17 protein-coding genes, 1 other RNA gene and 1 pseudogene are annotated in these 13,401 nt (G+C 52.7%); 13 read left to right on the forward strand and 6 right to left on the reverse strand.

From position 1 onward, the window contains the following. The first annotated feature begins 87 nt into the window (after positions 1 to 87). The 3 genes from O3682_RS11395 (at position 88) to O3682_RS11405 (ending at position 950) form a co-directional block, all read left to right on the forward strand. Positions 88 to 417 carry an FKBP-type peptidyl-prolyl cis-trans isomerase gene (locus tag O3682_RS11395; protein WP_094192864.1) on the forward strand — a complete coding sequence of 110 codons (330 nt, stop codon included), beginning with the start codon at positions 88 to 90 and terminating at the stop codon, positions 415 to 417. Positions 418 to 543: 126 nt separating this feature from the next. Then, positions 544 to 792, forward strand: coding sequence for a BolA family protein (locus O3682_RS11400; RefSeq protein ID WP_003686612.1), 249 nt, complete (start codon positions 544 to 546; stop codon positions 790 to 792). Then, the gene (locus O3682_RS11405) at positions 771 to 950 is read left to right on the forward strand and encodes an IS3 family transposase (RefSeq protein WP_083324959.1); all 180 of its coding nucleotides are present in this window, start codon (positions 771 to 773) and stop codon (positions 948 to 950) included. The genes O3682_RS11400 and O3682_RS11405 overlap by 22 nt, the downstream gene beginning before the upstream one ends. A 102-nt stretch (positions 951 to 1,052) precedes the next feature. Here the strand turns inward: O3682_RS11405 and O3682_RS11410 are convergent, their stop codons facing one another. The 4 genes and pseudogenes from O3682_RS11410 to bioH all read right to left on the reverse strand — a co-directional run bounded on the left by O3682_RS11410 (position 1,053) and on the right by bioH (position 3,511). Next, complete coding sequence (locus O3682_RS11410) at positions 1,053 to 1,478, reverse strand: DUF6911 family protein (RefSeq protein WP_371510151.1); 426 nt, start codon at positions 1,476 to 1,478, stop codon at positions 1,053 to 1,055. After that, positions 1,468 to 1,803 (reverse strand): annotated as a pseudogene (locus O3682_RS11415) (cytidine deaminase-like fold-containing protein); the annotation flags it as partial. The gene O3682_RS11410 and the pseudogene O3682_RS11415, both read right to left, overlap by 11 nt. A gap of 106 nt (positions 1,804 to 1,909) precedes the next feature. Then, on the reverse strand, positions 1,910 to 2,704 hold the full coding sequence (locus tag O3682_RS11420; RefSeq protein ID WP_371510152.1) for a methyltransferase: 795 nt from the start codon (positions 2,702 to 2,704) through the stop codon (positions 1,910 to 1,912). A gap of 60 nt (positions 2,705 to 2,764) precedes the next feature. Further along, on the reverse strand, positions 2,765 to 3,511 hold the full coding sequence (bioH, locus tag O3682_RS11425; protein ID WP_371510153.1) for a pimeloyl-ACP methyl ester esterase BioH: 747 nt from the start codon (positions 3,509 to 3,511) through the stop codon (positions 2,765 to 2,767). Here bioH and O3682_RS11430 point away from each other — a divergent pair. The 7 genes from O3682_RS11430 (at position 3,510) to rnpB (ending at position 7,630) form a co-directional block, all read left to right on the forward strand. Then, entirely contained in the window at positions 3,510 to 4,226 is a 717-nt protein-coding gene (locus O3682_RS11430; protein WP_371510154.1) for a ComFC family protein, read from the forward strand. The genes bioH and O3682_RS11430 overlap by 2 nt on opposite strands. A gap of 63 nt (positions 4,227 to 4,289) precedes the next feature. After that, positions 4,290 to 4,754, forward strand: a complete 465-nt coding sequence (gene trmL / locus O3682_RS11435; protein WP_070584515.1) for a tRNA (uridine(34)/cytosine(34)/5-carboxymethylaminomethyluridine(34)-2'-O)-methyltransferase TrmL — start codon at positions 4,290 to 4,292, stop codon at positions 4,752 to 4,754. Positions 4,755 to 4,803: 49 nt separating this feature from the next. After that, a complete protein-coding gene (locus O3682_RS11440) occupies positions 4,804 to 5,523 on the forward strand; it encodes a septal ring lytic transglycosylase RlpA family protein (RefSeq protein ID WP_371510155.1) in 720 nt (239 codons plus the stop codon). 98 nt (positions 5,524 to 5,621) lie between these two features. Continuing rightward, positions 5,622 to 6,206, forward strand: coding sequence for a Holliday junction branch migration protein RuvA (gene ruvA / locus O3682_RS11445; protein ID WP_371510156.1), 585 nt, complete (start codon positions 5,622 to 5,624; stop codon positions 6,204 to 6,206). A gap of 13 nt (positions 6,207 to 6,219) precedes the next feature. Beyond that, positions 6,220 to 6,453: a methionine-binding protein gene (locus tag O3682_RS11450; protein WP_371510157.1), complete on the forward strand. Its 234-nt coding sequence runs from the start codon at positions 6,220 to 6,222 to the stop codon at positions 6,451 to 6,453. A gap of 54 nt (positions 6,454 to 6,507) precedes the next feature. Continuing rightward, entirely contained in the window at positions 6,508 to 7,215 is a 708-nt protein-coding gene (locus O3682_RS11455) for a hypothetical protein (protein ID WP_070587856.1), read from the forward strand. A gap of 53 nt (positions 7,216 to 7,268) precedes the next feature. Further along, positions 7,269 to 7,630: RNase P RNA component class A (rnpB, locus tag O3682_RS11460), an RNA gene on the forward strand. Between the two features lie 363 nt (positions 7,631 to 7,993). Here rnpB and nadC read toward each other — a convergent pair. Together nadC and O3682_RS11470 are read right to left on the reverse strand one after the other, a co-directional pair. Then, positions 7,994 to 8,875 (reverse strand): carboxylating nicotinate-nucleotide diphosphorylase, encoded by an 882-nt coding sequence (gene nadC, locus O3682_RS11465; protein WP_371510158.1) that lies wholly within the window; start codon positions 8,873 to 8,875, stop codon positions 7,994 to 7,996. A 76-nt stretch (positions 8,876 to 8,951) separates the two neighbouring features. After that, positions 8,952 to 9,890 carry an NUDIX hydrolase gene (locus O3682_RS11470; RefSeq protein ID WP_371510159.1) on the reverse strand — a complete coding sequence of 313 codons (939 nt, stop codon included), beginning with the start codon at positions 9,888 to 9,890 and terminating at the stop codon, positions 8,952 to 8,954. A gap of 155 nt (positions 9,891 to 10,045) precedes the next feature. On the opposite strand from O3682_RS11470, the gene nadA reads away from it, so the two are divergent. The 3 genes from nadA to O3682_RS11485 form a co-directional block, all read left to right on the forward strand. Continuing rightward, on the forward strand, positions 10,046 to 11,158 hold the full coding sequence (nadA, locus tag O3682_RS11475; RefSeq protein WP_049336219.1) for a quinolinate synthase NadA: 1,113 nt from the start codon (positions 10,046 to 10,048) through the stop codon (positions 11,156 to 11,158). Positions 11,159 to 11,364: 206 nt separating this feature from the next. Continuing rightward, positions 11,365 to 12,873 carry an L-aspartate oxidase gene (gene nadB, locus O3682_RS11480; RefSeq protein WP_371510160.1) on the forward strand — a complete coding sequence of 503 codons (1,509 nt, stop codon included), beginning with the start codon at positions 11,365 to 11,367 and terminating at the stop codon, positions 12,871 to 12,873. A 190-nt stretch (positions 12,874 to 13,063) separates the two neighbouring features. Further along, positions 13,064 to 13,401: hypothetical protein (locus O3682_RS11485; protein WP_371510161.1), on the forward strand; the 338-nt coding region annotated here is incomplete at its 3' end.

Consider the following 13,401-nt stretch of genomic DNA (forward strand, 5'->3'; position numbering starts at 1 on the left):
GTTGCCGGCCATATAGGCGCATTTGTTTCACGATTCCACACAATATGGTAATCTTGAGCCGATTTTCACCATACATCCGAAAGGAACATCATGAGCCTGATTATTGAAGACTTGCAAGAAGGCCACGGCAAAGAAGCCGTCAAAGGCAAAGAAATCACCGTACATTACACCGGCTGGTTGGAAGACGGTACCAAATTCGACTCCAGCCTCGACCGCCGTCAACCGCTGACCATCACTCTGGGCGTCGGCCAAGTAATTAAAGGTTGGGACGAAGGCTTCGGCGGCATGAAAGAAGGCGGCAAACGCAAGCTGACCATTCCTTCCGAAATGGGCTACGGCGCACACGGTGCCGGCGGCGTGATTCCTCCGCACGCGACCTTGATTTTTGAAGTCGAGCTGCTGAAAGTGTACGAATAAGCATTTGACGCTTCCAAAGGCCGAGGCCGTCTGAAACCCGAAGTTTGGTTTTTCAGACGGCCTGTTTTTATCAAGATTCGGTATAATGCCCTCTTTTACAAGCAAACCATTTCCCAAGGAACCCCCATGCTTTTACCCGAACAAGTCAAAACCCTGATTGAAGGCGTTACCCCTTGCGAACACGTCGAAGTCGAAGGCGACGGCCATCACTTCTTCGCCGTAATCGTTTCCTCCTCATTTGAAGGCAAAGCCCGCCTCGCCCGCCACCGCCTGATTAAAGACGGCCTCAAGCCGCAACTCGAAAGCAACGAATTGCACGCGCTGTCTATTTCCGTTGCCGCCACTCCGGCCGAATGGGCGGCCAAACAGGCTTAATTTGGAATCAAACAAAAAGCCGTCTGAAAACTTTTCAGACGGCCTTTTTCATACATACTGAAATTGAAGAATATTTAGTGTATTACAACCAAAAACGAATTAAACTTGGTTTAAAAGGATTGAGCCCAGTGCAATACCGAGCTCAATATTTAAGTTAACTAACCTGTCCAACTTTTGGGGGGCAGATCAAAGTGCGGTCAGTTTTTGAGAGCTTTTAAAACGCTTTAAAAATTGACCGCACTTTATATAGATGTTTTAAATTATATATCCATTAACTCATAAGAAACATTTCCTGTTTCTAGCAACTCAACAAATACTCTTTTAATAAAATCAAAATCTGTTATAACTTCACTTGCTGGAAAAGGTTCTCCCATAAAATCAACCAATCTTGGAACTCCAGTAAAATTGGACTTAGACCTAATCAAAAACTCCCCGTTATCCCCGTATTCAAGTAGAGTAAATAAATATCTCTCACCATCTGATTCCATCCTTAATTCAGATAAGCCTACTTCTGGTTCAGGTATAACTTCTAATCTAACGTCAGATCTATGATTCTTTGTGCTGTTAAGCATAGATAATATTTTATCTTTACCAATCTTAGATGCCATATCCCTATCTGCCAAAGTTATCCATTCACCCTCTTCTGATTTATATGCACATGAAAAAAATAATAAGCTATTTTCCATTCTTATTTTCCTTTATTGATGTTTGCCCTTGAATCCAAGTATAAGTTCTCAGTTTGTTCTTATCATCAACAGCATGAACAGTGACCGATTTTAATCCTGCTTTTTCTGCTGCTGATGCAATGTCTTGACGACAATGCGTACATACATCACGCCCTTGGACATGGATCACCATATTTTTTCCTTTAGTCACACCTTTTTCATAAGCTTGTTGAATTGCACCTATTTCAGCATGTGCATCTCGCATATTAGCATTTGGATAAGGTGAACCGTTCTTTTGAGGTTTTTTATTTGCCACATTCTCTGCAATTAAAGTCAATTTATTAGGGTCTGAAAATCTATCCCCTTAAACAGCGCAGGCAATCGATATAAACGCCAAACCGCATTCGACAACACGCAATCGCGGTGTCAACCCTACCGGCACAACCGCCAAACTAGCCCTGCCGTTTCGGGAAAAACTGCACCACGTTCTCCCCTTGCGGCAACACCAATTTCTTCACGGCATGGCCGTACACGGTTTCAAGCGTGATGTTCAGACGGCCTTCGTTGGCAAAAATCTTATCCACACATTCCTTGGCCGCTTGCGGATTGCTGAACTTCAACGCGTTCCACAATCCCAAGGTTTCCATGTCCTGCCAAAACGTCCCGGCTTTTTTATAGCTCAACTCAAGCTTAGCCGTGTCAGTTACCGGATCGTAAAAGCCGTTGTCAGCGAGCATATCGCCCAAGTCGTGCATATCAATCAGCGTGGGTGCTTCGCATTCGATGCCTTCATGGTTCAGACGGCCTGTCAGCTCGGTCAGGCTGTCGCGGCCAAAGTGCGTGAAAAACAATAATCCGTCGGTTTTCAAAGCAGCGGCCCAGTTTTTCAATACCGGCAAAATATCGTCGGCGCGGCTGAGGCTGAGGTTGGCCCACAACATATCGGCAGATGCTTCAGGCAACGGCGCGGTCAGGGTTTGGCAATGCTGCGGAATGGTTTTGCCGGTCAGCTTCTGCCAAAAACCGCCTTTGCGCGCGGCGGCGGCGGTTTTCAAAAAATCGGCATTCGGATCGTATTCTTCAAACACGGCGTCGGGATAACGCGCGGCCAGCAGGCTGCGGCTGATGTCGGCATCGGCACCAATCAGCATGATGCGTTTGGGTGCATTGCGGACCAGCTGCAGGCGCTCGTCGGTGTCTTGGGCGAGATGGCGGTGAATCTGCCAACGTTTGTCTTGTTCGGTCATGGTGGGTCGTGTCAGCGGGCTTTGCCCGACAATATTCTGTTTTTATGGTTGAAGTCTTTTTCAGACGGCCTTTTCGACAAAATTGCGGTAGATTTCGGCAAATTCGTCGGCATGGCTTAAAAAGGGCGCGTGTGCGGCTTTGTCGATAAGGACCAGCTCGCTGTCGCTCAAATGGCGGTGTAAATATTCGCCCATGCGCGGCGGCGTGATGGCGTCTTTCTGTCCAAACACCAGCAATGACGGCGTTTGAATAAGCGGCAACAGCGGACGCGCGTCGGCATGATTGACGGCTTCAAGCGCGGCCTGTAAGGCGGAAGGCGTGCCGCAGCGTGCCAAATCGGGCAGCACCCGGTTTAAGATTTCGCCTGAATGCGGCGTATGCAACAGTTGCAGTTGTAGAAACTGTTTAATATGTTTGGCATAATCCTGCTGGAATGCGCCGACCATCTTGCCCAAGGTAGGTTGCGCCAAGCCTTCGGGATAATCCGTGTCGGCAGTCAATCGGGCAAAACTTGCCGTCAGGCAGAGCGATCGGACTTTGTCGGGATAAAGCGCGGTCAGATACAGGGCAACCAGTCCGCCCAGCGACCAGCCGAGAATGTGTGCCGGCGTGTCGATTTGTCCGGCGAAGGCTTCGGCAACGGCGGCAATATCAAACGGTTCGGCAAAAGGCGCATCGCCGTGTCCGGGCAAATCAAGCGCGCGGACGTCCCAATCGGCAGGCAGGCGCGGTATCAAATCGTCGAATACATGGCGGTTCGCCGCCCAACCGTGTATCAGATAAACTTTTTTGGCGGAGTGTGGCATGAATGTTCTTTCTTGGTGGCGCAGTTTGAAACAGCTCAATGCGCGACGTTGCGTATTATGCCACGATTCCGTTTCAGACGGCCTTTGCCGAGGCTGCGCAAACGATTTGACGGAATATTTTATCGACGCGGCACAAAGCTGCCCTTTGTGTTTCCGCCATGTCGCGGGCGGGACAGTGTGTGGCAGTTGTCAGAAAAAGCCGCCCGCATTTGATAGAATGTGGGCTTCGCTGTATTACGAACCGCCTGTCAGCAGCATGATACGCGAGCTGAAACACTTGGCCGACTTGGGCATGAGCCGTCCGTTGGCGGATTTGATGAGCCAAAACGCACCGGACTGGCTGGCGACGGAACATTTCGATTTCGTCCTGCCCATGCCTTTGAGCAAAGAGCGGCGGCTCAAGCGCGGATTCAACCAAAGCGAGGCGTTGACGGATATTTTGGCGAAACGCTACGGCTGGACGCTACTGCCGCGCCACACGGTTTTCAGACGGTATGGCGAGCCTCAAAGTACGCTGAAAAGCGACGAACGTCGGCGAAATATCAAGAATGCATTTAAAATCAAAACCGAATTGCCGAAGGCGTGTAATATTCTGTTAATTGATGATGTCTTCACCACCGGCTCGACTTTGGACGAATTGGCGAAAACGCTGAAAAAATCAGGCGCAGGTAAGATTTTTTGCTGGAGCTTGGCGCGTCCGCCAATGAAAAAATAGCTAAAATTTTTGACACCCATGGAACATTTCGGCATTATGCCACTCTATAAGTGATTGATTTATATGTTTACCATAGTTTTGTACCAACCCGAAATCCCGCCCAATACGGGCAATATCATCCGCCTGTGCGCCAATACCGGTGCTGATTTGCACTTGGTCAAGCCGCTTGGTTTCCCTCTGGATTCATCCAAAATGAAACGCGCGGGCTTGGATTATCACGAGTTTGCCAAACTGACGGTACATGAGAATTTTGATGATTGCCTCAAGGCCCTTGAAGGCCGCCGCATTTTCGCGCTGACCACCAAAGGCTCTACCCGCCCCGACGAAGTTTCCTTCCGCGAAGGCGACGTATTGCTGTTTGGTCCCGAAACGCGCGGCCTGCCTGCCGAAGTTCTCGACAGCCTGCCTGCCGGACAAAAAATCCGCCTGCCGATGATGCCCGGCAGCAGGAGCATGAATCTTTCCAATACCGTCGCCGTCATTCTGTTTGAAGCATGGCGACAAAACGGTTTCGCAGGCGGCGTATAACAGGCCGTCTGAAAACCGCTGCGTTATCAACTCAAGAACGGAACCCGTTTTGATTTTTACTAAAAAAACCCTCCTTTCCTTAGCCGCCACCACCATCGGCGTCCTTTCCATCAATGCCTCCGTCGCCGACAGCGTGGTCCGAGTCGAAAAACTGCATCCTTCTGCCAACCGCAGTTACAAAGTTGCCGGCAAACGCTACACGCCGCTGACCAAAGTTTCCTCTTTCAGCCAAACCGGCAAAGCCTCATGGTACGGCAACCAATTCCACGGCCGTAAAACTTCCAGCGGCGAGCGTTACAATATGAACGCCCTCTCCGCCGCACACAAAACCCTCCCTATTCCCAGCTACGCACGCGTGACCAATATGCAAAACGGCAAAAGCGTCATCGTCCGCGTCAACGACCGCGGCCCTTTCCACGGCAACCGCGTCATCGATGTTTCCAAAGCCGCCGCCCAACAATTGGGTTTCATCAACCAAGGCACGGCCAACGTCAAAGTTGAGCAGGTCATCCCCGGCCAAACCGCCGCTCAAACCATTGTTTCCCCAAACAACAAAGAATTTTTTGTTGATTTGAAATCCTTCGGTACCCAACGCGAAGCACAAGCTTATTTGAACCAAGCCGCACAAAGCCTGCCGTCGGACAGCAAAGTCATGCTTGAAAAACGCAACTACGAATACGTTGTCAAAATGGGTCCGTTCAGCAGCCAAGAACGTGCCGCCGAAGCAGGCGAACGCGCCCGTCATCTGAACCTGGCATCCGCCATCTGATTTCGTCCGCGTTACCGCTGAAGTTTGATACAATACAAGGCCGTCTGAAACCCGATTGCAAGGTTTCAGACGGCCTTTTTTAATCACAGGGGAACACCATGATCAGCAGGCTCACAGGCAAATTGATTGAGAAAAATCCGCCGCAGGTCGTTATCGACGTCAACGGCGTCGGTTATGAAGCCGACGTTTCCATGCAGACTTTCTACAACCTGCCCTCCGTTGGCGAAACCGTCCATCTTTACACTCAGCTTGTTGTCCGCGAAGACGCACATTTGCTGTTTGGTTTCGCCTCAGCCGAGGAACGCGCCACCTTCCGCCAACTGGTCAAAGTCAGCGGCATCGGTGCCAAAACCGCATTGGGCATTTTATCGGCCATGAATGCCGACGAGCTGGCGCAAGCCATTGCCGAAGAAGACGTCAAACGCCTCTCTTCCGCGCCCGGCATCGGCAAGAAAACCGCCGAACGCATGGTGTTGGAACTGCGCGGCAAACTCGTGTTCCATACCGTTTCAGACGGCCTGTTTGCCCCTGATGCCGTTGCCGACGAAAGCCAAGACATCATCAACACCCTGCTTGCCCTCGGCTACAACGAACGCGAAGCCAAAGCCGCCACCAAAAGCATTCCCAAAGGCACGGAAGTCGGCGAAGGCGTACGCCTGGCCTTGAAAAACCTGCTCAAATAAGGCCGTCTGAAACATGAAAACCGCCGTCCTGAGTGCCGCCTTGCTTCTAAGCGCGTGCGTCTATACCGAGACTCCGTATGGGCGCACCGCCGTCTTGGACCTGCCCGTCCACTCGCAAACCACCGTCAACAAAACCGTGACCATCAACGCCCCGCCGGGAACGACCGTCATCTATCAAGACAGCGAACCCGTCCGCAATTACCCGGCCTATCCCGTCTATCCGCGCTGGGTTTATCGTTATCGATAAACAATGCTGACCGTTTGAAACCATAGGTTCAGACGGCCTGTTGAGAGACCAACCATGAAATATATCCTTCCCCTGCTTTTACTCCTGAGCGCCTGCACACCGGACACCAAGACCACGGATGCCGCATCCGCCCCAAAAACACACGGCTTTGCACACCGCCTGACCGAAGGCGAAAAACTACTGACCCAAGCCCTCATCAAACAAGACCTCGCCGCCTACTTCAAACACGAAACCGGCGGCGCATTTGCCGAACAAGCCCCCTTATTCTCGGCCCAGCAACTTGCCGAACAGAAAAACATCCCCAAAAACGATGCCATCGGCGTTTACGGCAAAATCATCAAAACCCAAGGCCGCACCGCCTGGCTGCAAACCGACAAGCAAACCCTCAAACTCGATTTGGCCGAACCGCTGCAAGAAGCTCAAGGCGAAGTTACCCTCGTCTGCCAACATGAAAACACCGCATTCCAAGACTGCCAAACAGAAGAAAACTTCGCCCGACGCTTTACCGAACAAATCTTCTCGGCGGTCGAGTCCGGACGCGTATCCGCCCAAACAGACGCACCGGCCGAAGAAATCATGGCCGGCCGCCTCATCCCGTTTTTAAGTGCTGCCAGCGACTTTACCGGCAACTTCAAAGCCTGCGCCACCACCATGACTGAATACTGCACCAGCCGCCTGGCACGCGAAATGCCCGAATCCGCAGTCCGCAAAAAAGCACAGGAATTGGGTTTGACCGAAATAGCATTTAAAAAGAAAAAATAAATATTTAGGCCGTCTGAACCCTATGGCGGCTGTGTTATAATCCGCGACTCATACAGGTCGGACAGACAGTCGCCGCGTATCGCGTAAGGCATACGGGGAGGAAAGTCCGGGCTCCATAGAGCAGAATGCCGGCTAACGGCCGGGCGCGGCAACGCGACGGAAAGTGGAACAGAAAGCAATACCGCCGATGATTGCCTTCGGGCGAAACAGGTAAGGGTGAAAAGGTGCGGTAAGAGCGCACCGTGCATTTGGTAACAAAGCGCAGCAGGCTAAACCCCATTCGGAGCAAGACCAAACAGAACGCGATGACGCTGCTCGCCGAGCGTTCGGGTAGGTTGCTTGAGCGCACCAGCAATGATGTGCCTAGAGGAATGACTGTCCGCGACAGAACCCGGCTTACCGTCCGAGCTGTATGTCCCCATACCGCGGCAGGTTTTAAAAACCTGCCGCATTTTTATAGAAATAAAAAGGCTGAGACCTTTGTAAAATCTTCTAAATTACTACCAAGCACACTTAGGGGCATTAGCACCCTTTTTTCAGTAAATTTACATAAGCCATGCCTATCAAGCACATCGACCGTTTACCCTTATTGAAGTTGGAGTAGATATTTGATTAGCAGTTGATCGAGCACTCCCTGAATCATTAAAGAACTCGTTACATTAGAGACCTCTATAGCCGTCCTACCTATCTCTTCTTATCCTTTTCAAAGCCACTCTGCTTGGCCAATAGCACAGCTTGAGACCTGTACCTTTATAGGCAATCGTTGTATTTTTGAAATTCACGCCACGAAATCCAATCCTATATCCAACGAGCGGCTGCTGTGGGTCAGATAGCCGAGGGCGATGCCGTCCACGCCGGTTTGTGCCACGCACTTCAGGCGGTCGAAGCCGATGCCGCCCGATGCTTCGCAATAGATGGTGTAGGGATGGGCGGTTTGCGTGTGGCAGCGGTTTGCCGCTTCTTTCAGGGTTTCGTCATCCATGTTGTCCAGCAAAATCCGTTCCGCGCCCGCTGCGATGGCTTCGTCCAGTTGTGCCAACGTGTCCACTTCGATTTCCACGCAAGTCAACGGTCCGACCGCCTGTTTTGCCTGCCGCACGGCTTGGGCGATGCTGCCGCAATAGGCGAGGTGGTTGTCTTTGATGAGTACGGCGTCGTCCAAGCCCATGCGGTGGTTCACGCCGCCGCCTGCTCTGACGGCGTATTTTTGCAGGACGCGAAGCAGTGGGATGGTTTTGCGGCTGCACACGATGTCCACATTGTAACCAGCAACTTCGGCTACTGCGCGAGCGGTAGCGGTGGCGATGCCGCTCAAGTGTGTGAGGTAGTTGAGCGCGGTGCGTTCGGCGGCGAGTAGCGCGCGAGCGTTGCCTTCGACGGCGGCCAGCGTCTGACTTGCGCGGACGGCTTGTCCGTCGTGGATTTCGGCTTGGAAGCGGACGGACGGATCCATCGTCTGAAACGCGAGGCGCGCCAAGTCCATACCGGCGATGACGCCGTCTTCGCGGCTGACAAGGAAGAGTTTGGCGGTTTTGTCGGGCGCGATGATGGCGGTGGACGTAATGTCGCCGCGCCTGCCCAAGTCTTCGCTCAAGGCTTGTTCTACCATGGGACGCAACAGGGTATCGGGTAGAGGAAGAAGATTGTTTTCAGACGACATGAAGATTCCTTTGTTGGAAAAATATTGATATTGCCCCGATAGGGCAAATTTTAATTTGAGGCCGTCTGAAAATCAGTTAGCGGCTACCCAGCGGCAGTCCGATATCAGAAATCAGCTGATCGGGCAGGACATCATCGCGGAAGCGGTAAAGCTGAGCAGGACGGCCTTTACTGCCTGATACGCCGGTATCCGACGGCTCGATAAGGTTTTGCTGCTGAATCTGGCGGCGGAAGTTTTGCTTATGCAACAATCGGCCGCTGATGGCTTCGACGCTGTTTTGCAGTTGCAGCAGTGTAAATTCGGGCGGCATCAGTTCAAAAATTACGGGGCGGTATTTGATTTTGGCGCGTAGGCGGGATAAGGCTGTCGCCAGTACGCGGCGGTGGTCATGGCGCATGGGCTGCCCCGTGAGCGCGAAATCAAAGTTTGCCTGCGGCTCGGCAGCTTCCGCTATCAGGCCGCTTTCATACAGCATTTCATAGCGTTGCAAAACGTATTCTTCCGACCAGTTTTCCGGTTCGACCCCCCAGCACAAATGAATGCGCTTGAGCCGCTTTTGGCGCACTTCCTCCGTATCCGCCGAGTTTGCCCAAATGCGCAGGCGGCTGACGATGGTCTCATGTTGCCTACCGGCGTTACGCAAATCTTCCCACGGAAAATAGCAGTAGCAGTCCTGCCATTTTGCGTCGGGGTGCAGGATGCTGTCGGCTGCCTCGCGCACCAGCCCCAGATAGCTGACGTACAAGACAGGTAGGCCTTGCTCGTTTTGACGGCGCGTATCTACAAACGTATAAAGCTGTTCCACATAGCCCATAGGCTGTGATGTCTGTTTGGCAACCCACATCCTGACTCCTGCTTGTAGAGAGTGGCGAAGCGGTGCAAGCAGGCCATTGGGTAATAGCTCTCCTTTGGCAACTGTCAAAACCCTCAAGCTGCCGTTTGTAATGGCGATCAGTACAGGAACAAGCTCGACAATACTTTGCGTATTGGCTGCTGTTTCAGGATAGGCATCCATGCGTGGCTTTCATTCAAGAGAAAACCTTATTGTAAACCAAAGCGGTTTTCAGACGATCTTGTTTATTATACTCAAATTGAGCATAATATAAAAATATTTCAAAATATAACGGCAAATCTTTATGCCGTCTGAAAAACCAGCCATAAGGAAGTCTCATGCAAACCGCCGCCCGCCGCTCGTTCGATTACGATATGCCCCTCATCCAAACGCCGACTTCTGCCTGCCAAATCCGTCAGGCGTGGGCAAAGGTTGCCGACACGCCCGACCGCGAAACGGCAGGTCGTCTGAAAGACGAAATCAAGGCGTTGCTGAAGGAGAAAAACGCGGTCTTGGTGGCGCATTATTACGTCGATCCGCTGATTCAGGATTTGGCTTTGGAAACAGGCGGATGCGTGGGCGATTCGTTGGAGATGGCACGCTTCGGCGCGGAACACGAAGCCGATACGCTGGTGGTGGCGGGCGTACGCTTCATGGGCGAGAGCGCAAAAATCCTCTGTCCTGAAAAAACAGTGCTGATGCCTGATTTAGAGGCGGAATGTTCTTTGGATTTGGGTTGTCCCGAAGAAGCGTTTTCAGCGTTTTGCGACCAACACCCCGACCGCACGGTGGTGGTGTACGCCAACACTTCCGCTGCCGTGAAAGCGCGTGCCGATTGGGTGGTAACGTCTTCGGTGGCGTTGGAAATCGTGTCGTATCTGAAATCGTGCGGCGAGAAACTGATTTGGGGGCCCGACCGCCACCTCGGCGACTACATCCGCCGCGAAACGGGCGCGGATATGTTGTTGTGGCAGGGTTCGTGCATCGTTCACAACGAATTTAAAGGGCAGGAGCTGGCGGCGTTGAAGGCGGAGCATCCCGATGCGGTGGTGCTGGTTCATCCCGAGTCGCCGCAAAGCGTCATCGAACTGGGCGATGTGGTCGGCTCGACCAGCAAACTGCTCAAAGCCGCCGTATCGCGTCCTGAAAAAAAATTCATCGTGGCAACCGATTTGGGCATCCTGCACGAAATGCAAAAGCAGGCGCCCGATAAAGAATTTATCGCCGCACCAACGGCAGGCAACGGCGGAAGCTGCAAAAGCTGCGCGTTCTGCCCGTGGATGGCGATGAATTCGCTGGGCGGCATCAAATACGCCCTGACAAGCGGACGTAACGAAATCCTGTTGGACAGAAAGCTGGGCGAAGCCGCCAAACTGCCTTTGCAGCGTATGCTCGACTTCGCGGCAGGGCTGAAGAAAAAAGATGTGTTCAACGGCATGGGCCCCGCCTGATTTGCCGTCCGCATTTATAGTGGATTAACAAAAATCAGGACAAGGCGACGAAGTCGCAGACAGTACAAATAGTACGGAATCGATTCACTTGGTGCTTGAGCACCTTAGAGAATCGTTCTCTTTGAGCTAAGGCGAGGCAACGCCGTACTGGTTTAAATTTAATCCACTATACCGTTTCAGACGACCTCTCAAACAAGGACAACACCATGCAAACCGATTGCGACGTATTGATTGCCGGAAACGGGCTGGCGGCACTGACGCTCGCCCTGTCGCTGCCTGAATCGTTCCGCATCGTCATTTTGTGCAAAAACCGGCTGGACGACACCGCCAGCCGTCATGCGCAAGGAGGGATTGCGGCGGCGTGGTCGGGAGAGGACGACATCGAAAAACACGTCGCCGATACTTTGGAAGCGGGTGCAGGTTTGTGCAACGAAGCCGCCGTCCGCACCATCCTGTCGCAGGGCAAACCGGCAATCGAATGGCTGCTGGCGCAGGGTGTGGCGTTCGACCAAAATAATAACGACCTGCACCTGACGCGCGAAGGCGGGCACACCTGCCGCCGAATCGCCCACGTCGCCGACTACACGGGCGAAGCCGTCATGCAGAGCCTGATTGCTCAAATACGCCGCCGCCCGAACATCCGCGTTTGCGAGCGGCAGATGGCATTGGATGTTCAAACCGAATCGGGCGCAGCGTGCGGACTGACCGTCCTTGACTGCCGAACGCAAGAAACCTACCGCATCCTCGCCCGCTATACCGTACTCGCAGGCGGCGGCTTGGGACAGATTTACGCCGCCACCACCACGCCGCCCGAATGCACGGGCGACGCCATCGCCATGGCGATACGCGCAGGCTGCGCAGTCGAAAACCTCGAATTTATCCAATTCCACCCCACAGGCTTGGCAAGGCCGTCTGAAAACGGCCGCACCTTCCTGATTTCCGAAGCCGTGCGCGGCGAAGGCGGCATCCTGACCAACCAAGCGGGCGAACGGTTTATGCCGCATTACGACCGCCGCGCCGAACTTGCACCGCGCGACATCGTTGCCCGCGCCATCGCCGCCGAAATCGCCAAGCAAACGCAAGATTTCGTCTCACTCGACATCAGCCACAAACCCACAGCGTTCGTCCGTCAGCATTTCCCGTCCATCCATCGGCACTGCCTGTCCCAATGTGGCTTGGACATCACGCGCCAAGCCATCCCCGTCCGCCCCGTGCAGCACTACACCTGCGGCGGCATCCAAACCGACCCCAGCGGCAGAACCTCCCTGCCGCAGCTCTACGCCTTAGGCGAAACCGCTTGCACCGGACTGCACGGAGCCAACCGCCTCGCCAGCAATTCCCTGCTCGAATGCGTCGTGACCGCCAGGTTTGCCGCCCAAACCATCGCGGACGGGCAAGCATTCCAAACCGCACCGTCCCAAAGGTCGTCTGAAAGCCCATTTTCTGAAGCAGGCATCTTTTCAGACGACCTCCAAAACACATTCAGCCGCCCCGTCCTGCAAGCCTTCAACCAACACCATCTCGGCATCCTCCGCAACGATACCGGCCTGCGCCGCGCCATCGCCCAACTGAGGCTTTGGAAGCAAAACCAAGCCGAACCGCACACCGCATCCGAATACGAAAACCGCAACCTGCTCGAATGCAGCCTCGCCGTAGCCCAAGCCGCATACAGGCGCAGACAGAACATCGGCGCACATTTTAATAGTGAATTGTAAGGTCTCAATCTTTGTTAGGTTGCGGCTGCCGGGGAAAAGAGTTTTGCAAAGGGCTCGGATTGACAGATAGGGAAAGATTATTCAAATACATTCAAATAATATATTTGAATAAAGGTAGAATTATCTGTATAGTTTTGATGGTTATAGTAAAACATTTTTAATTCATATTGTAATATTGCGAGGAATGTAAATGATGCAACTTTTAAAACTGACGGTTACAACGGCCTTAGCTGTATCCGTGCTGTCTGCCTGCACATTAAGCAACAACAAATGGTCGAATTTTGATAACCAATCATCCCAAATCAAGCTACAGGCAAATCAAGCCGGATTGGTTTTCTATCGTGCCGATACGGGCGTAAACCCAACGGCAGTCAATATCAAAGTCAATGGCGAATACCTATCGTCTCTCCAAGTAGGCGGTTTTGCAAAAACAGAAATTTGCGCCAAACCTACAACTTTCGAAGCGCATTACGTAGCAGCCAAGCCTGCAACAAGACTCAACGTAAGCCTAACAGAACAATCAGTGCA

The organism is Neisseria sp. 27098_8_112 (assembly GCF_041433235.1).
Classification (GTDB): Bacteria; Pseudomonadota; Gammaproteobacteria; order Burkholderiales; family Neisseriaceae; genus Neisseria.

Excerpts from the sequence above, each read along its gene's own strand:
- O3682_RS11400 (WP_003686612.1), top strand. The coding sequence starts at position 544 with ATGCTTTTACCCGAACAAGTCAAAACCCTGATTGAAGGCGTTACCCCT.
- O3682_RS11405 (WP_083324959.1), top strand. The coding sequence starts at position 771 with ATGGGCGGCCAAACAGGCTTAATTTGGAATCAAACAAAAAGCCGTCTG.
- O3682_RS11410 (WP_371510151.1), bottom strand. The coding sequence starts at position 1,478 with ATGGAAAATAGCTTATTATTTTTTTCATGTGCATATAAATCAGAAGAG.
- O3682_RS11420 (WP_371510152.1), bottom strand. The coding sequence starts at position 2,704 with ATGACCGAACAAGACAAACGTTGGCAGATTCACCGCCATCTCGCCCAA.
- O3682_RS11430 (WP_371510154.1), top strand. The coding sequence starts at position 3,510 with ATGAATGTTCTTTCTTGGTGGCGCAGTTTGAAACAGCTCAATGCGCGA.
- bioH (WP_371510153.1), bottom strand. The coding sequence starts at position 3,511 with ATGCCACACTCCGCCAAAAAAGTTTATCTGATACACGGTTGGGCGGCG.
- trmL (WP_070584515.1), top strand. The coding sequence starts at position 4,290 with ATGTTTACCATAGTTTTGTACCAACCCGAAATCCCGCCCAATACGGGC.
- ruvA (WP_371510156.1), top strand. The coding sequence starts at position 5,622 with ATGATCAGCAGGCTCACAGGCAAATTGATTGAGAAAAATCCGCCGCAG.
- O3682_RS11450 (WP_371510157.1), top strand. The coding sequence starts at position 6,220 with ATGAAAACCGCCGTCCTGAGTGCCGCCTTGCTTCTAAGCGCGTGCGTC.
- O3682_RS11455 (WP_070587856.1), top strand. The coding sequence starts at position 6,508 with ATGAAATATATCCTTCCCCTGCTTTTACTCCTGAGCGCCTGCACACCG.
- nadC (WP_371510158.1), bottom strand. The coding sequence starts at position 8,875 with ATGTCGTCTGAAAACAATCTTCTTCCTCTACCCGATACCCTGTTGCGT.
- O3682_RS11470 (WP_371510159.1), bottom strand. The coding sequence starts at position 9,890 with ATGGATGCCTATCCTGAAACAGCAGCCAATACGCAAAGTATTGTCGAG.
- nadA (WP_049336219.1), top strand. The coding sequence starts at position 10,046 with ATGCAAACCGCCGCCCGCCGCTCGTTCGATTACGATATGCCCCTCATC.
- nadB (WP_371510160.1), top strand. The coding sequence starts at position 11,365 with ATGCAAACCGATTGCGACGTATTGATTGCCGGAAACGGGCTGGCGGCA.